The following is a 26605-nucleotide window of genomic DNA, read 5'->3' on the forward strand; positions in this document are numbered from 1 at the left end:
TCAGCTCACCCGCACTCGAGGATCGAGGATCACGACGGCGATGTCGGCGAGCATGGCGCCGATGGCCGTCATCAGGGCTCCGAAGGCGGCGATCGCCACGGTGCCGTGGATGTCGTTGGTGGACAGCGTCTGCATGAAGTACTGCCCCATGCCCTTCCACGCGAAGATCGACTCCGTCAGGATCGCGCCGGTGAAGGCCGCGGGGATCATGAACGCGACCTGCGTGGTCACGGGGATCAGCGAGGTGCGCAGCGCGTGCTTGCGGACGGCCTGCGCCTTCGTGAGGCCCTTGGCGCGCGCGGTGCGGACGTAGTCGGCCTTGATGTTGTCGAGCAGGAGGGAGCGCTGCAGGAAGTGGATCGAGGCGTAGCCGGTGATCACGAGCGCCGCGACCGGCAGGATCATATGTTGCAAGCTGTCTATGATCACCGGGAAGAACCCGGTCACCCCCGATGATGAGGAGCCGGTGACGTAGAACACCGTCGTGCCGACCCAGCGGTTGAAGCTGATCGCCAGCAGCACGAGAGCGAGCGCCGCGACGACGACGGGGATGTTCAGGGTGATGATCGAGGTCGCCTGTCCGATTCGGTCGGCGAGCTTGTACTGGCGGGACGCGGTGTAGACGCCGAGGGCGATGCCCAGGATCGTCATGATGAGGATCGCGCCGAGCACGAGCTGCCCGCTGACCCAGACGCGGTAGGACAGCTGACCGTTGACGGACTGCCCGACCGGGCTCTCGCCCCAGTCCCAGCGGAAGATGATGCCCGAGAACCAGTTCCACCAGCGCTCGTACAGCGGCATCTCGTCGCTGAGGTTGCGCGGATAGAGCGAGTTGTAGATCTGCTCCTCCGTCGCCGGTGGACGCCGCCCGACGTAGTTGCTTCGCGGATCGAGGTACGCCCAGGCCAGGAAATAGGTCAGGTTGGTCGCGACCACGATCATGAGCAGCCAGCCCAGGATTCGGCGCAGGAGATACTTGATCAAGGTGTCGAGTCTTTCTCTATTACAGCCGCGCGCGGGATCTTCCGACGCAACGCTGGGTCGGGATGATATTCAAGCACCATCCGCAGTCTTGCGCGATGCAACACCGCCACGAGGTCTGTTACGGAGTCGTATCGCCCGTGGGACTCAGTGTCACTGAGACGAACAGGGCAACTTCGCGAGACTATCACTGGTTTCGGGGAATCGGGGATTAGGGGCTCCTGACCGTAGAATCGTCGAGACATGTCACCACGCGCTCTCACTCCGCTCTCGCCTGCCGCGACGCCGCCCGCGCAGATCCGGAACTTCTGCATCATCGCCCACATCGATCACGGCAAGTCGACGCTCGCCGACCGGATGCTCCAGATCACCGGAGTCGTCGCCGAGCGCGACATGCGCGCCCAGTACCTGGACCGCATGGACATCGAGCGCGAGCGCGGCATCACGATCAAGAGCCAGGCCGTGCGGATGCCGTGGCAGCTGGGGTCGGAGACCTTCGCGCTGAACATGATCGACACCCCCGGCCACGTGGACTTCACCTATGAGGTGTCCCGGTCGCTGGCCGCCTGCGAGGGGGCGATCCTGCTCGTCGACGCCGCGCAGGGCATCGAGGCGCAGACGCTCGCCAATCTGTACCTGGCGCTGGAGAACGACCTCCACATCATCCCGGTCCTGAACAAGATCGACCTTCCCGCCGCCGACCCCGACAAGTACGCGAAGGAGCTCGCCTCACTGATCGGCGGAGACCCGGACGACGTGCTGCGTGTCTCCGGCAAGACGGGTGCAGGCGTCGAGGACCTGCTCGACCGGCTCGTGCAGGAGATCCCCGCCCCGGTCGGCGATGCCGAGGCCCCCGCCAGGGCCATGATCTTCGACTCGGTCTACGACGCCTACCGCGGCGTCGTCACGTACGTCCGGATGGTCGACGGCAAGCTGAGCCCGCGAGAGCGCATCCAGATGATGTCGACGGGCGCGCATCACGAGCTGCTGGAGATCGGCGTCTCCAGCCCCGAGCCGATCCCGTCCAAGGGGCTCGGGGTCGGCGAGGTGGGCTATCTCATCACCGGGGTGAAGGACGTCCGCCAGTCCAAGGTCGGCGACACCGTCACGACGGCGCGCAAGCCGGCGTCCGAACCGCTCGCCGGCTACACGGACCCGAAGCCCATGGTGTTCTCGGGCATCTATCCGATCGACGGCAGCGACTACGCGGAGCTGCGCGAGGCGCTGGACAAACTGAAGCTGTCGGATGCCTCGCTGCAGTACGAGCCGGAGACCTCCGTCGCCCTCGGCTTCGGCTTCCGCTGCGGATTCCTCGGGCTGCTGCACCTGGAGATCATCACCGAGCGGCTCTCGCGGGAGTTCGGCCTCGACCTGATCACGACTGCGCCCAGCGTCATCTACGAGGTGCTCACCAGCGACACCGGCGAGACCGTCATCGTGACCAACCCGAGCGAATACCCGGACGGGCGCATCGGCTCGGTCTCGGAGCCGATGGTGAAGGCCGCGATCCTGCTGCCGAAGGACTACGTGGGCACCGTGATGGAGCTCTGCCAGTCCCGCCGTGGGTCACTGCTCGGGATGGAGTACTTCTCCGAGGAGCGCGTCGAGCTGCGCTACAACATGCCGCTCGGTGAGATCGTCTTCGACTTCTTCGACCAGCTGAAGTCGAAGACGCAGGGCTATGCCTCGCTGGACTACGAGCCGTCTGGCCAGCAGGAGGCGGACCTCGTGAAGGTCGACATCCTCCTGCAGGGCGAGAAGGTCGACGCGTTCAGCTCGATCGTGCACCGCGACAAGGCGTACGCCTACGGCACGATGATGGCCGAGCGGCTGCGCAAGCTCATCCCGCGTCAGCAGTTCGAGGTGCCGATCCAGGCCGCGATCGGGGCGCGCATCATCGCGCGCGAGACCATCCGCGCGATCCGCAAGGACGTGCTCGCCAAGTGCTACGGCGGTGACATCACGCGCAAGCGCAAGCTGCTCGAGAAGCAGAAGGAGGGCAAGAAGCGCATGAAGATGGTCGGCCGCGTCGAGGTCCCGCAGGAGGCGTTCATCGCCGCCCTGAGCGGGGACGTCGAGGGCAAGGACAAGAAGTAGCGGATGCCGCACCCGCCGTACTCGCGAGGCATCACCCGGGAATCCGTTCCTGCTGCGCCGTCCGGGTACCGCGTCGAGGAGCGCTCCGTGCGCGTTCCGGTCTCGGCGCGAGCGAGAGTCCTCGACCTCATCGGCGGGTGGGAGTTCAAACGCCGCGCGGGCTTCGAGACGCCTTCCGGCGCGCCGGAGCCGGGGGTAGAGGGTACCCTCGCGAAGCGGATCCTCGGCGTCCGCTTCGTCGAGCCGATCCGCATCGTCTGGGCGGATCCGACCGGATTCGGCTATGAGACGAGACCGGGGCACCCGCTGCACGGCGAGGAGTCGTTCCGCCTCGGAGAGGACGGCCTCTTCGTCGCCCGATCGCTGTCCCGCCCTGCGACAGCGCTCTGGTGGATCGTGTCGCCCGTCCTGCGGATGCTGCAGCTCGCGACGCACCGCCGGTACATCCGGATCGTCCGCGACTGCGTGGGTCGCCAGGGCCCTCTCAGGCAGGATGGGTAGGCTGGACCCCATGCGGCGCGGTACCTTCCGAGACGACACGGTGGACTATGCGGCCGTGGGGGCGACGCATGCGCCCGACCTCATGCAGTATCCGCCGGAGCGCAGCATTCCGGCGGAGGACGCCTGGCGCATCGGCAGCGGGGCGGAGCGTTTCCGCACAGCGGGCGACTCCCTGCTCTCCTGGACTGCTCAGCGCGCCGCAGGTCTCTCGGTCGAGGATGTGCGCCCCGCGTCGGGTCCGTCGTATGCCGGGGTCAGCTTCGATGCCGAGGGCAACGCGATCGCGCCCAGCAAGCGCGAGGTCGAGCAGCGCTTCGACTCCGAGGGGCTGCCGTACGCGGGGGCGGGCATGACCCTTCATCTGCGCGGTCGCGTCGGGGGCATGCGCGCGGATGCCGAACTGCGCGTCATCTCCGTCACCGAAGAGGCGCGTCGGATCGGCTTCGTGCTCGGGACGGTCGGCGGCTCGGTCGTCAGCGGCGAGGAGTCGTTCGACATCGAGTGGCGCGAGGACAACGACGAGGTGTGGTTCACGGTGCGGGCGTTCGACGCCCCGAACGCCGTCCTGTACCGGACGCTGCCCGCGCTGGTCAAGCGGCGCCGTCGCGAGCTGTTCGCCCGCTACCTGCGCGCGATCTCGCCGCTGTACGCGACGCCGCTCTGATGGCCGGACCGCTTCCGATCGGGGATCCCGCCCCGGTGGACGGGCGCCTGCCCGCGGACCTGCCGATCGATCCGTCCGTCCCGTTCTCGGCGTACCTGCACATCCCGTTCTGCCGGGTGCGCTGCGGCTACTGTGACTTCAACACCTACACGTCCGGGGAGCTGCGGGGTGCGAAGCAGGAGGACTACGCGGCGACGCTGATCGGCGAGATCGACCTCGCCCGCCGCGTGCTCTCGGATGCCGGAGCGCTGCGTCCGATGGACACCGTGTTCTTCGGCGGCGGGACGCCGACGCTGCTTCCGGCCGGCGATCTGGCGCGCATGCTCGGCGCCGCCACTGAGGCCTTCGGCCTGCGGGACGGCGCCGAGGTGACGGTCGAGGCGAATCCCGACACGGTCACTCCGGAGGTGGCGCGCACGCTCGCCTCGGCAGGCGTCACGCGGCTGTCCATCGGCATGCAGTCCGCCGTGCCGCATGTGTTGGCAGCCCTTGACCGCACGCATGATCCGGACAACGTGCGCACGGCGGTCTCGGCCGCTCGCGACGCCGGGCTCGCGGTCAGCGTCGATCTCATCTACGGCGCGCCGGGGGAGTCGCTGACCGACTGGGAGGCGTCTCTGGACGCGGCGCTGGCGCTGGATCCCGACCACGTCTCCGCCTACGCGCTCATCATCGAGGACGGCACGAAGCTGGCGAGGCAGATCCGTCGAGGCGAGGTCCCCGCGCCGTCGGACGATCTTCAGGCGGACATGTACGAGCTCGCGGACACCCGCCTCGCCGGTGCCGGCTTCGACTGGTACGAGGTGAGCAACTGGTCGCGCACGGCGGACCAGCGGTCGCGGCACAACCTGGCCTACTGGCGCGGAACGGACTGGTGGGGCTTCGGTCCAGGGGCGCACAGTCACATCGCGGGCCTGCGGTGGTGGAACGTCAAGCATCCGGCGGCGTATGCGCAGCGGCTCGCCGCCGCGGAGTCGCCGGCGGCGGGCACGGAGCGTCCGGACGAGTCGTCGCGGATGCTGGAGCGCGTGCTGCTGCTCAGCCGCATCCGTGAAGGCATCCCGGTGGACGACCTGCCCGAAGCGAATCGCACGCGTGTCGCCGAGCTCATCGCCGACGGGCTCGTGGAGCCGGCCGCGGCGATCCGGGGCCGCGTGCAGCTGACCCTGCAGGGTCGATTGCTGGCGGATGCCGTGGTGCGCGCACTGACCGACTGAGCGCCGCCGGGGGCCGATCGTCAGGGGAGCAGATCCAATCCCCTCGTCCGGCGCTGCGGCAGATCCTCCACCTGCTCGTCGTACACCCGCGTGATGCGCCGCGCCTCGAAGGCGGGCCATCCGGGGTCCCCGGTGGAGATGAACCGCACCCAGTCGGCGTTCATCCTCTCGGCGAGCAGCTGCGGAGCATCCGGTCCCGCGAGGCGCTGCGACTCGGCATCCGCCAGCGTGTCGAACACGAAGCCGAGCTCGAGCGCGTGCGCGGCGCGCAGGTCGCGGACCGGGCTCTGCCACGCGAACTCGTAGACGAAGGTCGGAGAGGGCTTGTCCGCTGCGACCCGTGTGGCCGGGGCGCGCAGCATGACGTCGGTGGCGAGCTGGCCGAAGATCTCGCCCGTGCCGGCACCGGGCCAGGCCGCGCGGTACGCGCGCTCCGCGCGACCGGGGATGCGCAGCGCGAGGCGCGCGGCGAACAGTTTCGCGCGGCTGATCCCCGCCAGCGCTTCGGGCGGGAACCAGAGCCGGTACTCGTCGGTGTTGGTGCCGATCAGCAGCGGCGTCGTGAGGGAGCGCAGCGCCTCGTGCGGCGATCGCGGAAGGGAATCCGGGTCGATCGCGAGCTGAAATCCCGGAGCTCCGCCCAGGGGCGAGCTTCCGGTGGCCTGGGCCCTCCGCGCCTGAAGCAGCTCGTCCGGAGGGAGTGCGGCGAACGCGCTGCGTTCAGCGGGCACGTCCAGGCGCTTCGCGAGCTGCGTCGTGACGCGGGCGGCCTTCGCCTCCGGCTGCGCCTGGAGAGGACCGGACTGGATGATGGCGCGGGCGATCAGCGCGCGGGAGTCGTCTCTCGCGAGCAGGGCGGCGGTGAGGCCGCCTCCCGCGGATTCGCCCATCACGGTGATCCGGTGCGGGTCGCCGCCGAACGCGGGGATCTCGCGGTGCACCCATTCCAGCCCTGCGGCCGCGTCGCGAAGGCCGAGATTGCGCGGGGCGCCGTCCAGTACCGAGAACCCCTCGGACCCCAGGCGGTAGCCGATGGACGCGAAGACGATCCCGGCCCGCGCGAAGGACGTGCCGTCGTAAGCCGGCAGGGCGGCGGTCCCGCGCTCCAGGGCGCCGCCGTGGATCCACAGCACGACGGGCGCGCCGTCGGCGCCCTCCGGCGCCCACACGTTGACGGTGAGGATGTCCTCGCCGGGGATGCGGACCGAACCGAGGAGCTCGCCGATCGCGCCCGGATAGGGGAGCTGGGGCGCCGTCGGACCGAACGCCGTCGCGTCGCGCACACCGTCCCACGGAGCCGGCGGCTGCGGCTCGCGGAACCGGTTCTCCCCGAACGGCGGTGCCGCGTAGGGGATGCCGAGGAAGCGCCGGATGCCGTCCGCGGTCGTGCCCTGCAGGACGCCGGTGGAGATCGAGACGCGCGGTTCCTGGCCCATGCTCCCTCATCGTACGGGGGCGCCTCACGCGCGCCGTGGACGCGCGGAGCCCGTCGGCGGGTAGAATTGGCACTCGGAAGCATCGAGTGCCAGCGGGAGGGAGAGCGGACATGGTCACCGAGCGCGGACTCCAGGTCCTGCGAGCCATCGTGCAGGACTACGTCGCGACCCACGAGCCCGTCGGCAGCAAGTCGATCGTGGACCGCTACTCGTTCGGGGTCTCCGCCGCGACGATCCGCAACGACATGGCGCTGCTAGAGGACGAGGAGCTCATCACGGCTCCGCACACCTCGTCCGGTCGCGTGCCCACGGACAAGGGCTACCGGGTCTTCGTCAATCACCTGGCGCAGCTGCGTCCGCTCTCGACCGCGCAGCGCAGCGCGATCGAGACCTTCCTCGCCGACCCTGCCGACCTCGACGACCTCATGGCACGCACGGTCCGCGTGCTCACGCAGCTCACCGGCCAGGTCGCCCTCGCGCAGTATCCCTCCTTCGCACGCGCCCACCTCACGCATCTCGAGCTCGTGGCCCTCGCACCCAACCGGCTGCTCGTCGTGCTCGTCACGGACGCGGGAGGCGTGTCGCAGCGGATCGCGGTGCTGCCGGTGGATCTCGACGAGGCCGACGTCGCGGTGCTGCGCGCGCGGCTGTCCGCGACGATCACGGGGCGCGCCGTGAGCGAAGCGCGGGAGCTCGTCGGAGCCCTCGCGGAACCCGGCAGATCCGGGCGCTCGGACGTCGCGCAGCGCGTTCTGGCGGGCGCCATCGCGGAGGAGCTGGACGAGTTCCGTCAGGAGAAGCTCGTCATGGCCGGAGCCGCGACCCTGGCGCGGCGGGAGCAGGACTTCCGCGGCAGCATCCATCCGCTTCTCGAGGCCATCGAGGAGCAGGTGACGCTGCTGCGGCTGATGAGTGAGATGGTGACCGACGAGCAGGGCCTGGCGGCCAGCATCGGCACCGAGAACGAGCCGTTCGGGCTGGGTGAGGCGTCGATCGTCGCGAGCAACTACGCCGCCCCGGGCGGCATGGCGCGGGTCGGCGTGATGGGCCCCACCCGGATGGACTACCCGAGCAATCTGGCGGCGGCGCGGGCGGTGGCCCGCTACCTGTCCCGGCTGCTGGACGAAGACGAGAGGTGACTGTGGCGGACCACTACGAGGTCCTCGGGGTGGCGCGAGACGCGTCCCAGGATGAGATCAAGAAGGCCTATCGGCGCCTGGCGCGTCAGCTGCACCCGGATGTGAATCCTGGTGAGGACGCGGCTGAGCGCTTCAAGCTCGTGACGCACGCCTATGACGTGCTCAGCGACGAGGATTCGCGTCGACGCTATGACATGGGCGGCGACGAGAACGGCGGTTTCGGCGGCGGGTTCGGCGGCTTCGGCGACATCTTCGAGACGTTCTTCGGCGCCGCGGGCGGCGGGCGCGGCGCCCGCCCGCGGTCGCGCCGCGAGCGCGGACAGGACGCGCTCGTGCGCGTCACGCTCGATCTCGGCGACGTCGTCTTCGGCGTCCACCGGGACATCGAGGTCGACACCGCGGTGCTGTGCGAGACGTGCCAGGGGTCGTGCTGCCAGGAGGGCACGTCTCCCGTCACCTGCGACATCTGCGGCGGAACCGGGCACGTGCAGCGGCAGGTGCGCAGCCTGCTCGGCAACGTCGTCACCTCGCAGCCGTGCGGCACGTGCGAGGGATACGGCACGACGATCCCCTACCCGTGCGCGACGTGCGCGGGTCAGGGCCGTGTACGCTCGCGTCGCACCGTGTCGCTCGACATCCCGGCCGGTGTCGAGACGGGGTTGCGGCTGCAGCTTCCCGGCTCGGGCGAGGTCGGCCGCGCGGGCGGTCCGAACGGCGACCTGTACGTCGAGGTCACCGTCGCCACCCATCCCACGTTCAGCCGGGAGGGCGACGACCTGCTGGCGACGCTCGAGGTCGCGATGACCGACGCGATTCTCGGCACGGAGACGACCATCGAGGGCCTCGACGGTCCGGTCGAGCTGGAGATCCGCCCTGGTGTGCAGTCCGGGGACGTCCTGACGATCAAGGGGCGCGGGATCACCCCGCTGCGAGGCACGCAGCGGGGCGACCTCCGGGTCGGCGTTCAGGTGCTGACGCCGACCAAGCTCGATTCCGCCCAGCGTCGTCTGATCGAGGACTTCGCCAAGAAGGCCAAGGCACCGGCTCCGCAACTGGCGCAGTTCCAACAGGGACTGTTCTCGAAGCTGCGCGACCGGTTCCGCGGGCACTGACCGATGGCGCTGCACTTCGTCGTCGAATCCGCGACGGACGCCGTCGCGGGCGACGTCGTCTCGCTCACGGGCGCTGAGGCGAAGCACGCCGCGGTGGTGCGACGCGTCCGCGTCGGCGAGACGATCACGATCGGCGACGGGGCGGGGGTCTGGCTCGAGGGCAGGGCCGTCGATGTCGCGGCGACGCGGGTCGACGTCGAAGTGACGCGGCGTGATGTCGTCGAGGCACCCGCGCCTCGCCTGGTCCTGGTGCAGGCTCTGGCGAAGGGCGACCGCGACGAACTGGCCGTGCAGGCGTCGTGCGAGCTCGGTGTCGACGAGATCGTCCCCTGGCAGGCGGCGCGCAGCGTCTCCCGCTGGGAGGGGCAGAAGGCCGTCAAGGGCCGAGAGCGCTGGGCGTCGATCGTGCGCGAGGCGGCGAAGCAGGCGCACCGGGCATGGATCCCCGACGTCGCCGCGGTGACCTCCACGGCTCAGCTGACCCGGCGCGCGCAGGATCAGCGGGTGTTCGTGCTCGATCCGGCGGCGGAGCGCCGGTTGTCGGCCGTGGAGCCCGACGGGCGCGATCTCGTGCTGGTCGTCGGGCCGGAGGGCGGGATCACCGCCGAGGAGCTCGAACGGCTCGACGAAGCCGGAGCCGAGCGCGTGCGTCTCGGCGACACCGTGCTGCGCACCTCGACCGCAGGTCCTGCGGCCATCGCCGTCCTGTCGGCCGCGCTCGGGCGCTGGTAGCCGGCGACAGGGTCGCCGACCCCGAGACGGCACCGTGGATAGACTGGAGACATGACGTCGCCCTCGATCTTCACGCGCATTCTCACCGGGGACATCCCCGGCGAGATCCTGCTCGACACCGAGCGGGTGTTCGCGATCCGCGACATCAATCCGCAGGCGCCGCTGCACGCCCTGGTGATCCCCAAGACCGAGCAGTACCGCGACGTGACCGAACTCGCGGCTGGGGACCCTGGGCTGCTGGCCGAGATGGTCGCCGCGGCGAAGCGGCTCGCCGACGAGCACTCCGATGGCGAATACCGACTGATCTTCAACAACGGCGCCCGCGCAGGCCAGTCCGTCTTCCACGTGCACGCTCATGTGCTCGGCGATCTCGAAGAGGGCGACCTCGTTGGCCTCTGACGATCACACCGGCGCCACCGAGCGCATCTACGCGGACGGCGTCGCCATGGTGCAGCTGCTCGGTCCGCAGGACCGTCTGCTCCGGATGCTCGAGAAGGAGCATCCGGACGTGCAGGTGCTCGTGCGCGGAAATGAGATCACCCTGTCCGGCGACCCTGCGCGCGTCGCCGCGGCCAAGACCCTCGTGGAGGAACTGCTCACGATGACCAGAGAAGGTCACGATCTCGCGCCCAGCGACGTCACCAGCTCGGCGCGGATGCTGCGCCAGGAGGGCGGTCCGCGCCCGAGCGAGGTCCTCGGCGAGGCCATCCTGTCCACTCGCGGCAAGGTGATCCGCCCCAAGACGCTCGGCCAGAAGGAGTACGTCGACGCGATCGAGGAGAACACGATCGTGTTCGGAATCGGCCCCGCCGGCACCGGCAAGACCTACCTCGCGATGGCCAAGGCCGTCCAGGCGCTGCAGCGCAAGGAGGTCACCCGCATCATCCTGACCCGTCCGGCAGTGGAGGCGGGGGAGCGCCTGGGATTCCTGCCCGGGACGCTCACAGACAAGATCGACCCGTATCTGCGCCCGCTGTACGACGCGCTCAACGAGATGATGGACCCCGAGATCGTCCCGCGCCTCATGGCCACGGGGACGATCGAGGTCGCGCCGCTGGCCTATATGCGCGGACGCACCCTGAACGACTCGTTCGTCGTGCTCGACGAGGCGCAGAACACCACGCCGGAGCAGATGAAGATGTTCCTGACCCGCCTGGGCTTCGGGACCAAGATGGTCGTCACGGGCGACATCACCCAGGTCGACCTCCCGCAGGGGGCCTCCGGCCTCCGCCTGGTCACGCGGGTGCTGAAGGACATCGACGACATCCACTTCTCGCGGCTCACGAGCGACGACGTGGTACGGCACTCGCTGGTCGGGCGCATCGTCGACGCCTACAGCGAGTATGACGAGCAGCGGACCGCGGCCAAGGTCGAGCGGGACCAGGCGCACGAGTTCGCCAACCGCGCCGAGCGTCGGGCGGGTATGCGTCCCGGTCCTCGTGATCGGATGCCCAAGCGAGGATTGTCCTGATCGAGCGAGGATTGTCATGATCGAGATCAACAACGAATCCGCCATCGACGTCGACGAGGCCGTGCTGCAGAGGCTGACCGACTTCAACCTCGCGCAGCTGCACGTCAGCCCGGACGCCGAGGTCGCTATCGTCCTCGTCGACGAGGGAGCGATGGAAGCCCTGCACGTGCAGTGGATGGATGAACCCGGCCCCACCGACGTCCTGAGCTTCCCGATGGACGAGCTGCGCCCCGGCACCGAGGACCGGCCGACCCCGCCCGGACTGCTCGGCGACATCGTGCTCTGCCCGCAGGTGGCGGAGACCCAGGCGCAGGCTGCGGGTCACACGCTGCTGGACGAGCTGATCCTGCTCACCACCCACGGCCTGCTGCACCTTCTCGGATTCGACCACGCGGAACCCGATGAGGAGCGTGAGATGTTCGGGCTGCAGAAGGAGCTGATCGCCGGTTTCGGCCGCGCCGAGCGCGCCCGATGACCGAGACCCTGCTGCTGATCGCCGCCGTCCTGCTGGTGGCCTTCGGCGGCCTCATGTCCGCGATCGATGCGGCGTTCGGCGTGACGAGTCGCTCCGACCTCGAGGAACTCGGCGTCGAGGGACGCAATGCGCCGGAGCTGCGCAGGATCGCTGCCGACCCCGACGTGCATGCCAACGCCGTCGCGTTCATCCGCGTCCTCGCCGAGACGACCGCGGCGGTGCTCGTGACCGTCGCCTTCATGATGCTGTTCGACAACATCTGGTGGGCGATGCTCGCGGCCGCCGTCCTCATGACGGGGATCACCTTCGTCCTCGTGGGCGCGAGCCCCCGCTCTGTCGGACGTCATCGCGCTCCGGGGCTGCTGCGCGCATGCGCACCCGTCGTGCGCTTCCTGCGCCTCATCCTGGGCCCGCTCGCGCAGGGTCTCGTCGTGCTCGGCAACCGCGTGACGCCGGGGACCGGCCGCAGCTCGTTCACGAGCGAGGACCAGCTGCTGAGCATGGTCGACGAAGCGGCCTCCAATGACCTCATCGAGGAGGACGACCGGGACCTGATCCACTCCGTGTTCGACTTCACCGACCAGTTCGTCCGCGCGGTCATGGTGCCCCGTACCGAGATGCTGGCCGTAGACGCGTCGGCGACCACGAGCGACGCCATGGAGCTGTTCCTCCGCCGCGGCGTCTCACGCATGCCCGTGGTGGACGACGAGGCGGACGACGTCGTCGGAGTGCTGTACCTGAAGGACCTGGTGCAGTTCGCCTACCGCGACGAGAACGCCTGGCGCGGTGTCCCGGTGCGGCCGATCGCACGTCCGGCGACGTTCGTGCCGGAGTCGATGCGCGCCGAGACGCTGCTGCAGCAGATGAAGCGCGACGCGGTGCATGTCTGCATCGTGATCGACGAGCACGGCGGCATCTCGGGTCTCGTGACGCTGGAGGATCTCATCGAGGAGCTGGTCGGAGAGATCGCCGACGAATACGATCACGGCCCCGCCGAGGTCGTGGCGCTCGGCGACGGAGGGTATCGTGTGAGCGCCCGGCTTCCTCTCGAGGACGTCGGCGACCTGTTCGGCCTCGAACTCGAAGACGAGGACGTCGACTCGATCGGCGGTCTGCTCGGCAAGGCGCTCGGGCAGATCCCGCAGCCGGGCGCGACGGCGGTGCTGAAAGGCCTGGTCCTGACCGGCGGCGCCTCCCGAGGCCGCGGGCGCGGGATCGCGACGGTGTTCGTGGAGCGCGCTGAGGAATCCGATCAAGGAGAAGACGATGACTGACACGTCCCGCAGCGGTTTCGCCACCTTCGTCGGACGCCCGAACGTCGGAAAGTCCACGCTCACCAACGCACTCGTGGGCGAGAAGATCGCCATCACCAGCGAGAAGCCCCAGACCACGCGACGCGCGATCCGCGGCATCCTGAACCGACCGGACGGCCAGCTCGTGATCGTGGACACCCCGGGGATCCACAAGCCGCGCACCCTTCTCGGAGAGCGCCTCAACGACCTGGTCGAGCAGGTTCTCGGCGACGTCGATGTGATCGGGTTCTGCGTGCCGGCCACCGAGAAGGTCGGCCCTGGCGACCGGCGCATCGCCGCCTGGCTGGACGGGTACCCGCGGGCGCAGAAGATCGCGATCGTCACCAAGACGGATGCCGCGACGCGCGACGAGATCACGGAGCGCCTCATGGAGGTCGACGCGCTGCGCGAGGACTGGGCGGCCGTCATCCCGCTGTCCGCCTTCACGCGCGAGCAGCTCGACGTGCTCGCCGACGAGATCCTGTTGCTGATGCCGAAGGGCCCGGCGCTGTATCCCGAAGGTGTCACGACCGACGAGTCCGTCGAGGACCGCGTCGCCGAGATCATCCGCGAGGCCGCCCTGGAGGGGGTCCGCGACGAACTGCCGCATTCGATCGCCGTCGTCGTCGACGACATCTCCGAGCGCGAGAGCGGCGATCTCACGGACGTGCACGCGCAGATCGTCGTGGAGCGCGACAGCCAGAAGGCCATCATCATCGGCCGCAAGGGCTCACGACTCAAGGACGTCGGGGCCAGAGCACGCGCCGGGATCGAGGAGCTCCTGGGGACCAGGATCTTCCTCGGACTGCACGTGAAGGTCGCGAAGGAGTGGCAGCGCGATCCGAAACAGCTGGGACGGCTGGGATTCTGAACACCCGGTCGGAGCAGCGTCAAGCGGAGAAACGGCGCGTCTTCGACCCGCTCTTCTCCCGCTACTGGCTGCCCGTCACCCGCCACGTCGAGTGCTATCTCGACGTGGATGCCGAGGTGTACGAGGTCGTGGCGCAGGTCTTCCAGATCGCCTGGGAACGTCTGCGTCCTGCGCGGCCCGGCGGCCTGACCTGGTTGCTGCGGATCGCCGAGGGCGTGCTGCGCGATCGACGGCGCCGCGGCGGGCTCCGGGAGCCCGTGCTGGATGCCGTCCACAAGAATGTCGTGACCAATCCCGCCGAAGCGAGTACTCTCGATCGGCGGGACGTCCTCCAGGCGATGGCGCGGCTGAACGAGCGCGAGCGCAGGGTCGTCGTCCTGACGTATTGGGACGGTCTCTCGACGGGGGAGGCCGCAGAGGTCATGCGCAGCAGACCGGGGGCGGTACGTGCCACGTTGCGACGGGCGCGAGAGAAGCTGCGTGATGCACTGGAGGGTGGATCGCAGTGGTGACGGTGCTGGACGACGACGCGCTGACGCGTCTGCTGATCGAGGCGAACCCGGCGAGGACGCCGCAGGGCGCTGAACCCGACGCCGCGGCGCTGCGCATGCGCGAACGCATCATCTCGGGTGCGGTGAGGCCGGAGCGTGCGGTCACGCGGCGTCCGGTTCGCGTGGCGTGGGCGTCCGCGGCGGCCGCCGCAGTCGCTGCGGGCGTGGTCGTCTTCGGGCTGGTGACGCCCGCGGGCCAGGCCGTCGCCGTGACCCCGCAGCCGCTGACGTTCACGGACGCGGGAAGCACGCAGCAGATCATCGAGCGATCGCGTGCCCTCCTCGCCGAAGGCACGGGCCCCGATCTTCCGCAGCGCGAGGTCGAGTCCGCGATCTGGGCGCTGTCGGTGGACGTCGACGAACAGCAGATGGCGGTGACCCCGCAGATCTCGACGCTGACGTGGAACGAGGACCTGTCCGGGAGCCTGTTGATCGTCGGCGCCGAGCCCTACTGGCCGGATGGCGCGCCGGACGACTCCGCTGAGATCGTGCGCGGCGAAGAGGTGCTCGTCGACCTCGACATGGCGCCGGGGGAGTTCAACACTCCTGCGGTCGCACCGCCGGGTGACGACGAGACCGGGGTCCGGGACATGCTCACGGCGTACGGGATGCCGGAGGACCCGAACGCGTCCGAGCTCGTCGGCGCGATGGTCACGGCGCTCGACCAGTGGACGTTGACCGACGCCCAACACGCGGCGATGCTGGAGATGCTCCGGGAGGAGGACGGCGTGCGCGGGCTCGGGGCGAGCACCGACCGCCTGGGACGACCGGTGTACGCTCTGAACGTGCCGGATTCGGGCGACGGGACGGAGGAGACCGTCCTGATCAGCACGGAGACGGGACGGATCGTGGGGGTCGAGTCCGAACAGGGCGCGACGGACGGCATCATCCCGGAGGGCGCTGTCGTCATGTACAACCTGTGGTTCTGACACTGGAGGATTTCCCGATGAAGCGATCGATCACGACCGTCCTCGTGGGCGCCGCGCTGCTCGTGGCCGGCGCCGTCGCCGCGCCGATGTCGGCAGCTGCCGACGACAGGATCGAACCGGACCCCCAGATCGCCGCCATGCTCGAAGCCGTCCCCGGCGGGGTGGTTCTGGATGCGTACAACGCCGTGTGGCCGGAGCTCGACATGGAGATGACGGTCGAGCCTGCGCGACCGAGCGGTCTCGCGGAGCGCTCGTCTGTGACGGCGCTGTCATCGGTCGGCGCCTGCGCGAGCGGCAAGGTCTGCGCGTTCTCGCTCTCGGGCACGAACGGCTCGAAGCTGAGCTGGGGGACCTGCAACACCTCGTTCCCGGTGGGCACGTTCACGGTCCGCTCGATCGCGGATGCGCGTTCCAGCGGCTACGCGCAGGCCAAGTACGGCACGACGGTACGCGCCACCGCATATGCCGGAGGCTGGAAGAACGTGTACGGCTCGGTGAGCCGCATCACGTGCGTCTCCTGAACGGTCGTGGCAGGCATACCGCCCTGCTACCATGGCAGCATGCCTTTCGGCGGTCTGCTTCTTCTTAGCTGCCGCGACGAGTCCTGAAGCTAGGGCCTTCCTCGTCGCGGCGCTTGTGTTGGCCCGATCACATCGACGAAGAGAAGAAGCCCATCATGCAGAACACTCAGCGCTCCACCTCGATGCCGGTCCACAAGTACCGGCCGTTCCACGAGCAGATCCGGGTCGATCTCCCGGACCGGACCTGGCCGGACGCCCGCATCACCCGCGCACCGCGCTGGTGCGCCGTCGATCTCCGCGACGGCAACCAGGCGCTGATCGACCCGATGTCCCCCGAGCGCAAGCGCATCATGTTCGAGCTGCTCGTGAACATGGGTTACAAGGAGATCGAGGTCGGGTTCCCCTCGGCCAGCCAGACGGACTTCGACTTCGTCCGTCAGCTGATCGAAGAGGACCTGATCCCGGACGACGTCACGATCCAGGTCCTGACGCAGTGCCGTGAGCACCTCATCGAGCGCACCTACGAGGCGATCGCCGGTGCGAAGCAGGCCATCGTGCACTTCTACAACTCGACGAGCGTGCTCCAGCGCGAGGTCGTCTTCCGCTCCGACCGCGAGGGTGTCAAGCAGATCGCTCTCGAGGGCGCGCGCCTGTGCCGCGAGTTCGAGAAGCGCATCCCCGAGACGCAGGTCTACTACGAGTACTCCCCGGAGAGCTACACCGGCACCGAGCTCGAGTACGCCGTCGACGTCTGCAACGCCGTCATCGAGGTGCTCCAGCCCACGCCCGAGCGCAAGGTGATCATCAACCTGCCCGCCACGGTCGAGATGGCGACGCCCAACGTGTACGCCGACTCCATCGAGTGGATGAACCGTCACCTCGCGCAGCGGGAGAACGTCATCCTGTCGCTGCACCCGCACAACGACCGCGGCACGGCGGTGGCCGCGGCCGAGCTCGGATACATGGCCGGTGCCGACCGCATCGAGGGATGCCTTTTCGGCAACGGCGAGCGCACCGGCAACGTCGACCTCGTGGCGCTGGGGATCAACCTGTTCACCCAGGGGATCAACCCGCAGATCGACTTCAGCGACATCGACCAGGTCAAGCGCACCGTCGAGTACTGCAACCAGCTGCCTGTGCCCGAGCGCAGCCCGTGGGCCGGAGACCTGGTCTTCACGGCGTTCAGCGGTTCGCACCAGGACGCCATCAAGAAGGGCTTCGAGGCCATGGCCGCGAAGGCCGAGGAGCAGGGTGTCTCCGTCGACGAGATCGAATGGGCCGTGCCCTATCTGCCCGTCGACCCCAAGGACCTGGGCCGTTCCTACGAGGCCGTGATCCGCGTGAACTCCCAGTCCGGAAAGGGCGGCGTCGCCTACCTCCTCAAGGCGGATCACTCCCTGGACCTGCCGCGCAAGCTGCAGATCGAGTTCTCGGGCGTCGTGCAGGCCAAGACGGATGCCGAGGGCGGTGAGGTCACCAGCGACGCGATCTGGTCGATCTTCAGCGACGAGTACCTTCCGTCGGCCGACGTCGCCGACAAGTGGGGCCGGTTCGAGCTGCTCGCGACGCGGACCGCGAGCGAGATGACCGGCGACGTCGAGCTCAGCGTGCGACTGCGCGACGGCGAGGCGGCCAGCGACGAGATCGGGCACGGGAACGGCCCGATCGCCGCATTCCTCGAGATCATCCGGGCGCGCGGGTTCGACATCTCGCTGTACGACTACGTCGAGCACACGCTGTCGACGGGCGGCGACGCGCAGGCGGCCGCGTACGTCGAACTGCAGGTCGAGGGCGATCGCCTGTGGGGCGTCGGCATCGACGGCGACATCTCCACCGCATCCCTCAAGGCGGTCGTGTCGGCCGTGAACCGTTCGATCCGCGCGCGGGAGTCGGTGTCCGAACTCGCGGCGGTGTGACGGGCGTCAGGGTTTGACGATCGGGATCGTGCCGGTCTCCGCCGCCACCTTGCGACGGTAGAGACGGCGCTGCTCCGGCAGTGAGAGATCGAAGATCACCGCGAGCACGCGGATGATCGCCGTGACGACGATCCCGATCACGCCGGCCGTGACGATGCCGACGCCGAGGGCGTGCAGGACGACGATCACCGTGCATCCGACGCCGGCGGCGACCGCGTACAGCGAGCCGACGTGCATGATCGCGACCGGCAGGCCCATGATCACGTCACGCAGGATGCTGCCGCCGACGGCGGCGCACACCCCAATGAAGACCGCGGGCACCGGGGGAACCCCCAGCCCCAGTGCCTTGCTCGTGCCAAAAGCACCGAACATGCCGATGACCACGGCGTCGAGACCCACGATGACCGCGTTCGCCCGGCTCAGCAGGCCTGCCAAGAGCATGCCGATGATGGCGGCCCCGGCGGCGGTGACCAGATACCAGTTGTTCTGGAGCGTCGCCGGGGGCTGCCCCAGCAGCAGGTCGCGGATGAGTCCGCCGCCCATCCCGATGAGGATGCCGATGATCGTGACCCCGAGCAGGTCGAGCCGCCGCTGTCCCTGGAAGCCCGAGGCGAACATGGCTCCCTGGATGCCGCCGAGCCCGACGCCGAGCAGATCGGCCCAGAGCGGAATGGTGAAGAGCGGTTCGGTCACGCATCCATTCTCGCGTGAGCGGAGGATAATCGGACAGTGCCCACCTATCGAGACGAAGCGGTGATCCTGCGCACCCACAAGCTCGGGGAGGCGGATCGCATCGTCACCATGCTGTCCCGTCGGCATGGCAAGATCCGGGCGGTCGCGAAAGGCGTGCGGCGCACGTCGTCGAAGTTCGGAGCACGGCTCGAGCCGTTCATGGTCGCCGACGTCCAGCTCTACGAGGGACGCTCGCTCGACATCGTGCAGCAGGCGGAATCCCTCGGCCACTACGGCACCGACATCGCGGTCCACTACGACCGGTTCACCTCGGCGAGCGCCATGGTCGAGACGGCGGACCGGCTGAGCGACGCCGAGGCGACCCCCGATCAGTACCTCCTGCTCGTCGGCGGGCTGCGCGCCCTGTCTCGGGGCGAGCACCAGCCCCGCAGCATCCTGGACTCGTACCTGCTGCGCGTGATGGCGCTGTCCGGCTGGGCGCCGTCGCTGTCGGACTGCGCCCGATGCGCGAAGCCGGGACCGCACTCCTCGTTCGTGGCGCAGCTGGGCGGCACGATCTGCGTCGATTGCGCGCCGGCGGGAAGCCCCCGCATCGCCGATTCCACGCTTCGTCTGCTGCGGGCGCTTCTGGCGGGGGAGTGGGACGTCATCGACGCCGCCCCCGCTGCCGACGGCGCTGCCGCGTCGGGCGTCATCGCGGCCTATGCCCAATGGCATCTCGAGCGCGGCATCCGCTCGCTCGCCCACGTCAGCTCGACGCCTTCGGAAGGAGCACGGTGAGTCCGAAGCCGTACACGCACAAGGATGCGGTCGCGTACCGCCCGCTGGACTGGACCGGGAAGCACCCGCCGGTCTTCGCGAAGGTCCCCGAGCACGTCGCGATCGTCATGGACGGCAACGGCCGCTGGGCCAATCGCCGGGGTCTCAACCGCATCGAGGGGCACAAGGCGGGCGAGGAGGTGCTGCTCGACGTCGTCGCCGGAGCGATCCAGGCCGGTGTGAAGCATCTCTCCGTCTACGCGTTCTCGACCGAGAACTGGGCCCGCTCGCCCGAGGAGGTCCGCTTCCTGATGGGCTACAACCGCGACGTCCTGCACCGTCGTAGGGATCAGCTCAACGAATGGGGCGTGCGCGTCCGCTGGGCCGGTCGGAAGCCGCGCCTGTGGGGTTCCGTGATCAAGGAGCTGCAGTACGCCGAGCAGCTGACGCGCGGCAACGACGTGCTGACCCTGACGATGTGCGTCAACTACGGCGGACGCGTGGAGCTCGTGGACGCCATGCGCGAGATCGCCGCCGACGTCGCCGCCGGACGGGTGAAGGCGTCGGCGATCAGCGAGAAGACGATCCGCCGCCATCTGTACGTTCCGGACATGCCGGACGTCGACCTGTTCCTGCGCAGCTCGGGGGAGCAGCGCACGTCGAACTTCCTCTTGTGGCAGTCGGCCTACGCCGAGATGGTCTTCCTCGACACGCTGTGGCCCGACTTCTCGCGCGAGGAGCTGTGGCGGGCGATCGGCGTCTACGTCTCGCGCGACCGCCGCTTCGGCGGTGCGGTGGACGCGCCGGATGCCGCGGGTTAGAACCCTGGCCGAAGCGCGCCGATGCCCACCGTTCGGGGGCTGACACGCCAGATGTCGGACCGATCCGCCGAGACCGTCCTACTTCTGGTGGGTCGGCCCCCGAAGTGATGCCAACCAGGCTTCCGTCTCCCGCGGATGCCGCAGTCGCACGATCGTCAGATGCGGGAAGCGTTCGGCGATCCCCGGCATCCGCTCGTCCCACTTGTAGCGCGTGTTCGTCTGCCAGCGCAGGATGTCGTTCTCGCCGGTCCAGGCGCCGCGGGTCCAGATCGCCGGCTCGACGTTCCCGTTCCAGAGCCGGGTGCGCAGGATTCGGCGCCGCATCGTCCGACGCAGCAGTCGCCTGCGCACGAGCGACCACGGATAGTCGAGCCAGATCAGCAGCTCGGCGCGCGGAGCGAGGATCTCGTCCGTGCCTTTGCTCGTGTACTGCCACTCGGTGACCCAGCGCTCCTCGGCCGCGAAGGCGCGCACGTCATCGAGGAACTCCGGCCTCGGCGTCCAATCCGGCCCGTGGAACAGCGCATCGATCTCGACGTGACGCAGTCCCCACGCCGTCGCCAGACGCGCGGCGAACGTGGTCTTCCCCGACCCGGTCACTCCGGCGATCAGCACCCGCTCGACGCCGTCGGGCACCGGGTCGTCGTACGAGAGCATCCGAAGATCTTAGCAACGCGCCTGCCTCCGCCGATCGTCCATACCGTCGCAGGAATATCCGGCGCGGACGGGCGGTTGCATGCAGTGTGACTGAACCCATCGCCATCGACATCTGGTCCGACATCGCCTGCCCCTGGTGCTATATCGGCAAGCGCAATCTCGAGACGGGCCTCGCGGCCGTCGCCGGCGATGAGGACGCCCCCGAGGTGCGCATCACCTTCCACTCCTTCGAGCTGTCGCCGGACACGCCTGTCGACTTCGACGGTGACGAGATCGACTTCCTCTCCGGTCACAAGGGCATGCCGCGCGAGCAGGTCGAGCAGATGCTCACCCGCGTGACGGGAGTCGCGAAGGAGGCCGGTCTGGAGTACCGCTTCGACCTGCTGCAGCACACCAACACCGTCAAGGCGCACGAGCTGCTCCATCACGCGAAGGAGAACGGGCTGCAGCACGAGATGGAGGAGCGGCTGATGTCTGCGTACTTCACCGAGGGCAAGCACGTCGGACGCATCGACGACCTCGTCGAGCTCGCGGTAGAGGTCGGCCTGGACGCCGACGAGACACGGGATGCCCTCACGAGCGAGAGGCATCTGCCCGCGGTCCGCCAGGACCAGGCGCAGGCGCAGGCCTACGGCATCCAGGGCGTGCCGTTCTTCGTGATCGACGGGCAGTACGGGATCTCCGGGGCCCAGCCCCCGAGCACCTTCGAAAGCGTGCTGCGGGATCTGTGGGCGAAGCGCGCGCAGACCGAGCCGGAGGCCGAGCCCGCCGCCTGAGCTCAGCGGGTGAGGGCGGCCTCGATCGCCCCGACGATCTCGGGATCGTCCGGCTTCTGCTTCGGACGGAAGCGCTGGACCGATCCGTCAGCGCGGACCAGGAACTTCTCGAAGTTCCACTCCACGCGGCCGGCCTTGCCGCCGGCATCCTGCGTCTGCTTCAGTTGCTTGTACAGATCGGCAGCGCCACGGCCGTTGACCTTGATCTTGTCGTTGATCGGGAAGCTGATGCCGTAGGTGGTGGAGCAGAACTCCAGGATCTTCTCGATCGACCCTGGTTCCTGCCCCATGAACTGGTTGCAGGGGAATCCGACCACGCTGAACCCGCGCTCCCCATAGGTGCGCTGCAGCTGCTCGAGCTGCTCGTACTGCGGCGTGAGGCCGCACTTGGAGGCGACGTTGACCACGAGCAGGACGTCCGCGTCGTAGTCGTCGAGTGTCTTCGTGGCCCCCTGAGCATCCGTGAAGGGGATCTGGCGCAGGTTCTCGTCGGTCATATCCACAGCCTAGGCCGCCCTGCGCCGTGCCGGGCCGGGAGGATGGGAGAATGGAGGGGATATGACTCTCGCCACTGCCCCCGCGCGCCCGCTGCGCATCGGTCCGCTCGACATCGACGTGCCCGTCGTCCTCGCCCCCATGGCAGGGATCACGAACACGGCCTTCCGTCGACTGTGCCGCGAGTACGGTGCGGGACTGTACGTGAGCGAGATGATCACCTCGCGCGCGCTCGTCGAGCGCAACGACGTCACGATGCGACTCATCCGTCACCACGAGTCCGAGACGCCGCGGTCGATCCAGCTGTACGGCGTGGATCCGGCGACGATCGCCGAGGCCGTGCGCATCATCGTCGCGGAGGACCACGCGGACCACATCGATCTGAACTTCGGATGCCCCGTCCCCAAGGTGACCCGCAAGGGCGGGGGAGCGGCGCTGCCGTGGAAGACGAAGCTGTTCGCCGACATCGTGGACCAGGCGGTGAAGGCCGCGGGACCCATCCCGCTGACCGTGAAGATGCGCAAGGGCATCGACCGCGACCACCTCACGTTCCTGGAGGCCGGCCGCGCCGCAGAGGACGCCGGAGCGGCCGCAGTCGCGCTGCACGCGCGGACGGCGAGCGAGTTCTACTCCGGCCACGCCGACTGGAACGCCATCGGCGAGCTGAAGCAGGCCGTCACGAGCATCCCGGTCCTCGGGAACGGCGACATCTGGTCGGCCGACGACGCCGTGCGGATGATGGCCGAGACCGACTGCGACGGAGTGGTCGTCGGGCGCGGCTGCCTCGGACGACCCTGGCTCTTCGGAGACCTCGCAGCCGCCTTCGGCGCGGAATCCCGCCCCGTCGACGCCACGCTGGGCTTCGTCTCGGACGCCTTCCGCCGCCACGCCGACCTGCTCGTGGAGTTCTTCGAGGACGAGGACCGCGGATGCCGCGACATCCGCAAGCACGTGTCCTGGTACTTTAAGGGCTACCCGGTCGGGGGCGAGCTGCGCACGGCGCTGGCCAAGGTCGAGAGCCTGGCTCAGATGGACGACCTGCTCGGGCAGCTCGACCGCGACGCTCCCTACCCCGGGGCGGATGCCGAGGGGCAGCGCGGCCGGGCCGGACACCCGAAGCGCCCGGCGCTTCCGGAGAAGTGGCTGGACTCCCGCGACGTCGCCGGCGACACGCAGGAGATGCTGCGGGGAGCGGAGATCGAGAACAGTGGCGGCTGACCCGCGGGAAGCGGCGAGCCCCGATCGTCTCGGCCTCGTCGCCGGCTACGACGCGCACGACACCGAGCGCTTCTTCGCCGAGACGCACCGTTCGGAACGCGATGACTTCGCCCGCGACCGCGCCCGGGTGCTGCACTCCGCCGCGCTGCGCCGACTCGCTGCGAAGACGCAGGTGCTGAGTCCGGCCAGCACGGCCGACTTCGCCCGCAATCGGCTCACGCACTCGCTCGAGGTCGCGCAGGTGGGCCGTGAACTCGCGATCGCCCTCGGCGTCTCGGCCGACGTGGTCGACACCGCCTGCCTCAGCCACGACCTCGGCCACCCGCCGTTCGGGCACAACGGCGAGCGGGCGCTGAACGAATGGGCCGAGCCCATCGGAGGCTTCGAGGGGAACGCCCAGTCGCTGCGCATCCTCACCCGGCTCGAAGCCAAGGTGCTCGACGACGACGACCGCTCGGTCGGACTCAACCTGACCAGAGCGAGCCTCGACGCCACCTGCAAGTACCCGTGGACGGTCGACAATCCGCTGCCGGACCCGGGCGGGCGGCTGAAGTTCGGGGTCTACCCGGAGGACGAAGCCGTGTTCCGCTGGATGCGCGAGGGGGCGCCGGGGCGCCTGCGCTGCATCGAAGCCGAGATCATGGATCTGTCCGACGACATCGGATACTCGGTGCACGATTTCGAGGACGCGATCGTGAACGGCTACCTGGATGTGGCGCGGCTGTCCGACCCCGCCGAGCACCACGCGCTCATCGGTCGCATCCAGCAGTGGGTGGGGTACGACTACACGCGCGAGGAGCTCGCCGACGGGCTGTACCGCCTGACGCGGCAGCCGATGTGGCTGCGCTCCTTCGACCGTTCGCGGCGCGATCTGGCGCGGTTGAAGAACCTCACGAGCGACCTGATCGGCCGGTTCGCCCGCGCCGCCGTGGCGGCGACGAGAGAGGCCTACGCCGGTCCTGCCCTCGCGCGGTACAACGCCCACGTCGTGGTGCCCCGCGTGATCGAGGTCGAGATCGCCGTGCTCAAGGGCATCATGGGGCAGGCGATCGTCACGATCGACGCCCGGCGCGGTGTCTACAAGGAGCAGCGCCGCGTTCTCAAGCGCCTCGCCGACGCGCTGTGGTCGACCCATGCGCTGTGGACGGCCGGCGCCGATGTGCTCGAGCCCGCCTTCGCCGCGGACTTCCTGGACGCCGACACGGATGCCGCGCGCGCCAGGGTCGTCGTCGACCAGATCGCGAGCCTCACGGATCAGACCGCGCTGGACTGGCATTCCCGTCTGGTGGGCGACATCGACCCCGCCGAGGTCGGGATCTGGACGCCGCGTCATGCGCGCCCGCGGTCGCACGGGCGTTCCGAGGCATCACCGGTCGCCGAAGGGGCGCGCTGATGCCGCGGATCCGTCAGGCCGACGTCGACGAGGTCAAGGCGCGCACGAACATCGCGGACATCGTGGGCGAGCGGGTCTCCCTGAAGTCCGCCGGCGTCGGATCGCTCAAGGGCCTGTGCCCCTTCCATGACGAGAAGAGCCCGAGCTTCCATGTCCGCCCGCAGGTGGGCTACTACCACTGCTTCGGCTGCGGCGCGTCCGGGGACGTGTACTCGTTCCTGCGCGAGATGGACCACGTCAGCTTCACCGAGGCCGTGGAGCGCCTCGCCGGTCGGGTGGGATACACGCTGCACTACGAGGACGGCGGAGCAGCACCGGAGACGAGCGGCCGCAGCCGGCTGTACGCCGCGAACACGGCGGCCGCGGAGTTCTTCCGCGCGCAGCTGCTCAGCCCCGACGCGGAGACCGGTCGACGCTTCCTCGGCGAGCGCGGCTTCGACGCCGGCGCAGCGGCCCACTTCGGTGTCGGCTTCGCGCCGCGCGGGTGGGACGGGATGCTGAAGGCCCTGACCGCACAGGGGTTCACGCGCGAGGAACTGCTGGCCGCCGGGCTCGTCTCGCAGGGACAGCGGGGCGTCTACGACCGTTTCCGTGGCCGCCTGGTCTGGCCGATCCGCGACGTCACGGGTCAGACGATCGGGTTCGGCGCCCGCAAGCTCTTCGACGACGACCAGGGACCGAAGTACCTGAACACCCCGGAGACACCGATCTACAAGAAGGCGCAGGTGCTGTACGGCCTCGACCTCGCCAAGCGCGACATCTCCCGCGGCGATCCGCGTCGCGTCGTGGTCGTCGAAGGCTACACCGACGTCATGGCGTGCCATCTCGCCGGGCTCACGACCGCGATCGCGACGTGCGGCACGGCGTTCGGCACCGAGCACATCAAGGTGCTGCGCCGCGTCATGGGGGACGACTCGGCCTCCGGTGAGGTCGTCTTCACATTCGACGGCGACGAGGCCGGTCAGAAGGCCGCGCTGCGCGCGTTCAGCGAGGACGACCGGTTCAACGCACAGACCTTCGTGGCGGTCGCGCCGGATGGCCTCGACCCGTGCGATCTGCGCCTGCAGCGCGGGGACGCCGCGGTGCGCGGCCTCATGGACGCCAAGCAGCCCATGTTCGAGTTCGCGATCGACCGCAAGCTCGCGGGCTTCGATCTCGCGACCGTCGAGGGACAGGTGGGGGCGCTGCGGGCGGCGTCCCCGATCGTCGCCGAGATCCGCGACCGCCTGCTGCGCCCGGGCTACGAGCGCGTCCTCGCGCGGCGTCTCGGCATGGATCCCACCGAGGTGCACGCCGAGGTCGAACGGGCCGCGCGGGGGAACTCCCACCCGCCCCAGCGGCGCGAGGCAGCGCCCGCGGTGTCCGAGACCCCCGGAGCACCCGTCGTCTCCGCTGTGACGATCGCGAGCCTCCCGCGCAGCGCCGAGGTCTCCCTGGAGCGCGACGCGCTGATCGGCGCTCTGCAGTACGGCCATCGGGTCGACGGGGAGCTGCTGCGCCGCGCTCTGCAGCAGCCGTTCCGGCATCCGGCGCTGGAAGCCGTCCGGGAGGCCACCGCCGAGGCAGACTGGGGCCGCCCCGGCTGGTCGATGGAGGCGGTGAACGCCGTCCGAGAGCCGTATCGTTCCCTGGCCGGGGAGCTGCTGATGACCGCGTTCCCGGCGAAGGACGAAGAGGGGGCGGTGGCGTCCACGACCGATCTCGCCCGGCGCCTGATCGTCCGGGGGATCGAGCACGAGAAGCAGGAACTGCTCGGAGCAGTCCAGCGGGTGCCGGCCGATTCCGATGGCGGTCGCGCACTGCGCGTACGGCTGCGCGACCTGGATCTGGAACGTCAGCGTTTCACCGAGTCGTAACGGCGCGGTATACCGAAACCGGGAGAGGATGG

27 protein-coding genes are annotated in these 26605 nt (G+C 69.2%); 22 read left to right on the top strand and 5 right to left on the bottom strand.

Features of this window, described 5'->3' with window-relative positions; genetic code table 11:
- Complete coding sequence (locus tag AC3RXZ_RS01255; RefSeq protein ID WP_491492932.1) at positions 1–984, bottom strand: ABC transporter permease; 984 nt, start codon at positions 982–984, stop codon at positions 1–3.
- Between the two features lie 240 nt (positions 985–1224).
- Between AC3RXZ_RS01255 and lepA the strand changes: the two genes are divergently transcribed.
- The 4 genes from lepA to hemW are packed head-to-tail and all read left to right on the top strand — an operon-like array spanning position 1225 to position 5460.
- A complete protein-coding gene (gene lepA / locus AC3RXZ_RS01260) occupies positions 1225–3078 on the top strand; it encodes a translation elongation factor 4 (RefSeq protein ID WP_243225849.1) in 1854 nt (617 codons plus the stop codon).
- 3 nt (positions 3079–3081) lie between these two features.
- Positions 3082–3579: a DUF1990 family protein gene (locus tag AC3RXZ_RS01265; RefSeq protein WP_491492933.1), complete on the top strand. Its 498-nt coding sequence runs from the start codon at positions 3082–3084 to the stop codon at positions 3577–3579.
- Positions 3580–3589: 10 nt separating this feature from the next.
- Positions 3590–4243, top strand: a complete 654-nt coding sequence (locus AC3RXZ_RS01270; protein WP_243225847.1) for a DUF1990 domain-containing protein — start codon at positions 3590–3592, stop codon at positions 4241–4243.
- Positions 4243–5460 carry a radical SAM family heme chaperone HemW gene (gene hemW, locus AC3RXZ_RS01275; protein ID WP_491492934.1) on the top strand — a complete coding sequence of 406 codons (1218 nt, stop codon included), beginning with the start codon at positions 4243–4245 and terminating at the stop codon, positions 5458–5460. Before AC3RXZ_RS01270 ends, hemW begins: the two co-directional genes overlap by 1 nt.
- A 20-nt stretch (positions 5461–5480) precedes the next feature.
- On the opposite strand, the gene AC3RXZ_RS01280 is transcribed toward hemW, so the two are convergent.
- A complete protein-coding gene (locus AC3RXZ_RS01280) occupies positions 5481–6896 on the bottom strand; it encodes a carboxylesterase/lipase family protein (protein WP_491492935.1) in 1416 nt (471 codons plus the stop codon).
- A gap of 110 nt (positions 6897–7006) precedes the next feature.
- On the opposite strand from AC3RXZ_RS01280, the gene hrcA reads away from it, so the two are divergent.
- The 12 genes from hrcA to leuA all read left to right on the top strand — a co-directional run bounded on the left by hrcA (position 7007) and on the right by leuA (position 17905).
- Complete coding sequence (hrcA, locus tag AC3RXZ_RS01285; protein WP_243225844.1) at positions 7007–8035, top strand: heat-inducible transcriptional repressor HrcA; 1029 nt, start codon at positions 7007–7009, stop codon at positions 8033–8035.
- A 2-nt stretch (positions 8036–8037) separates the two neighbouring features.
- Complete coding sequence (gene dnaJ, locus AC3RXZ_RS01290; RefSeq protein WP_243226190.1) at positions 8038–9147, top strand: molecular chaperone DnaJ; 1110 nt, start codon at positions 8038–8040, stop codon at positions 9145–9147.
- Between the two features lie 3 nt (positions 9148–9150).
- Complete coding sequence (locus AC3RXZ_RS01295) at positions 9151–9879, top strand: 16S rRNA (uracil(1498)-N(3))-methyltransferase (RefSeq protein ID WP_491492936.1); 729 nt, start codon at positions 9151–9153, stop codon at positions 9877–9879.
- A gap of 51 nt (positions 9880–9930) precedes the next feature.
- Positions 9931–10278 carry an HIT domain-containing protein gene (locus AC3RXZ_RS01300; protein ID WP_491492937.1) on the top strand — a complete coding sequence of 116 codons (348 nt, stop codon included), beginning with the start codon at positions 9931–9933 and terminating at the stop codon, positions 10276–10278.
- 46 nt (positions 10279–10324) lie between these two features.
- A complete protein-coding gene (locus AC3RXZ_RS01305; RefSeq protein WP_491493486.1) occupies positions 10325–11350 on the top strand; it encodes a PhoH family protein in 1026 nt (341 codons plus the stop codon).
- A 16-nt stretch (positions 11351–11366) separates the two neighbouring features.
- Positions 11367–11825, top strand: a complete 459-nt coding sequence (ybeY, locus tag AC3RXZ_RS01310) for an rRNA maturation RNase YbeY (protein WP_491492938.1) — start codon at positions 11367–11369, stop codon at positions 11823–11825.
- Positions 11822–13099: a hemolysin family protein gene (locus AC3RXZ_RS01315; RefSeq protein WP_491492939.1), complete on the top strand. Its 1278-nt coding sequence runs from the start codon at positions 11822–11824 to the stop codon at positions 13097–13099. The genes ybeY and AC3RXZ_RS01315 overlap by 4 nt, the downstream gene beginning before the upstream one ends.
- Positions 13092–13988 carry a GTPase Era gene (gene era, locus AC3RXZ_RS01320; RefSeq protein ID WP_491492940.1) on the top strand — a complete coding sequence of 299 codons (897 nt, stop codon included), beginning with the start codon at positions 13092–13094 and terminating at the stop codon, positions 13986–13988. The genes AC3RXZ_RS01315 and era overlap by 8 nt, the downstream gene beginning before the upstream one ends.
- Positions 13946–14500 (top strand): RNA polymerase sigma factor, encoded by a 555-nt coding sequence (locus tag AC3RXZ_RS01325; RefSeq protein WP_491492941.1) that lies wholly within the window; start codon positions 13946–13948, stop codon positions 14498–14500. The genes era and AC3RXZ_RS01325 overlap by 43 nt, the downstream gene beginning before the upstream one ends.
- Positions 14497–15468 carry a hypothetical protein gene (locus AC3RXZ_RS01330; RefSeq protein WP_491492942.1) on the top strand — a complete coding sequence of 324 codons (972 nt, stop codon included), beginning with the start codon at positions 14497–14499 and terminating at the stop codon, positions 15466–15468. The genes AC3RXZ_RS01325 and AC3RXZ_RS01330 overlap by 4 nt, the downstream gene beginning before the upstream one ends.
- 17 nt (positions 15469–15485) lie before the next feature.
- On the top strand, positions 15486–15989 hold the full coding sequence (locus AC3RXZ_RS01335) for a hypothetical protein (protein WP_491492943.1): 504 nt from the start codon (positions 15486–15488) through the stop codon (positions 15987–15989).
- A 155-nt stretch (positions 15990–16144) separates the two neighbouring features.
- Complete coding sequence (gene leuA, locus AC3RXZ_RS01340) at positions 16145–17905, top strand: 2-isopropylmalate synthase (RefSeq protein WP_491492944.1); 1761 nt, start codon at positions 16145–16147, stop codon at positions 17903–17905.
- 6 nt (positions 17906–17911) lie between these two features.
- On the opposite strand, the gene AC3RXZ_RS01345 is transcribed toward leuA, so the two are convergent.
- Positions 17912–18598, bottom strand: coding sequence for a trimeric intracellular cation channel family protein (locus tag AC3RXZ_RS01345; RefSeq protein WP_243225831.1), 687 nt, complete (start codon positions 18596–18598; stop codon positions 17912–17914).
- Positions 18599–18634: 36 nt separating this feature from the next.
- Here AC3RXZ_RS01345 and recO point away from each other — a divergent pair, with 36 nt between their 5' ends.
- Complete coding sequence (gene recO, locus AC3RXZ_RS01350; protein WP_491492945.1) at positions 18635–19378, top strand: DNA repair protein RecO; 744 nt, start codon at positions 18635–18637, stop codon at positions 19376–19378.
- Positions 19375–20178 (top strand): isoprenyl transferase, encoded by an 804-nt coding sequence (locus tag AC3RXZ_RS01355; protein ID WP_491492946.1) that lies wholly within the window; start codon positions 19375–19377, stop codon positions 20176–20178. Before recO ends, AC3RXZ_RS01355 begins: the two co-directional genes overlap by 4 nt.
- 78 nt (positions 20179–20256) lie before the next feature.
- On the opposite strand, the gene AC3RXZ_RS01360 is transcribed toward AC3RXZ_RS01355, so the two are convergent.
- Positions 20257–20835 carry a P-loop NTPase family protein gene (locus AC3RXZ_RS01360; protein WP_491492947.1) on the bottom strand — a complete coding sequence of 193 codons (579 nt, stop codon included), beginning with the start codon at positions 20833–20835 and terminating at the stop codon, positions 20257–20259.
- 86 nt (positions 20836–20921) lie between these two features.
- Here AC3RXZ_RS01360 and AC3RXZ_RS01365 point away from each other — a divergent pair, with 86 nt between their 5' ends.
- A complete protein-coding gene (locus tag AC3RXZ_RS01365) occupies positions 20922–21611 on the top strand; it encodes a DsbA family oxidoreductase (RefSeq protein WP_243225826.1) in 690 nt (229 codons plus the stop codon).
- A 2-nt stretch (positions 21612–21613) separates the two neighbouring features.
- Here AC3RXZ_RS01365 and AC3RXZ_RS01370 read toward each other — a convergent pair whose 3' ends face one another.
- Positions 21614–22108 carry a glutathione peroxidase gene (locus AC3RXZ_RS01370; protein WP_243225825.1) on the bottom strand — a complete coding sequence of 165 codons (495 nt, stop codon included), beginning with the start codon at positions 22106–22108 and terminating at the stop codon, positions 21614–21616.
- A gap of 61 nt (positions 22109–22169) precedes the next feature.
- Between AC3RXZ_RS01370 and dusB the strand changes: the two genes are divergently transcribed.
- From dusB to dnaG, 3 genes are read left to right on the top strand one after another with little or no spacing between them, the layout of a single operon-like run.
- Positions 22170–23324, top strand: a complete 1155-nt coding sequence (dusB, locus tag AC3RXZ_RS01375; protein WP_243225823.1) for a tRNA dihydrouridine synthase DusB — start codon at positions 22170–22172, stop codon at positions 23322–23324.
- Positions 23314–24717 (top strand): deoxyguanosinetriphosphate triphosphohydrolase, encoded by a 1404-nt coding sequence (locus tag AC3RXZ_RS01380; RefSeq protein WP_243225821.1) that lies wholly within the window; start codon positions 23314–23316, stop codon positions 24715–24717. Before dusB ends, AC3RXZ_RS01380 begins: the two co-directional genes overlap by 11 nt.
- A complete protein-coding gene (dnaG, locus tag AC3RXZ_RS01385) occupies positions 24717–26573 on the top strand; it encodes a DNA primase (RefSeq protein ID WP_243225819.1) in 1857 nt (618 codons plus the stop codon). Before AC3RXZ_RS01380 ends, dnaG begins: the two co-directional genes overlap by 1 nt.
- Positions 26574–26605: the final 32 nt, after the last annotated feature.

The organism is Microbacterium cucumeris (genome assembly GCF_058349845.2).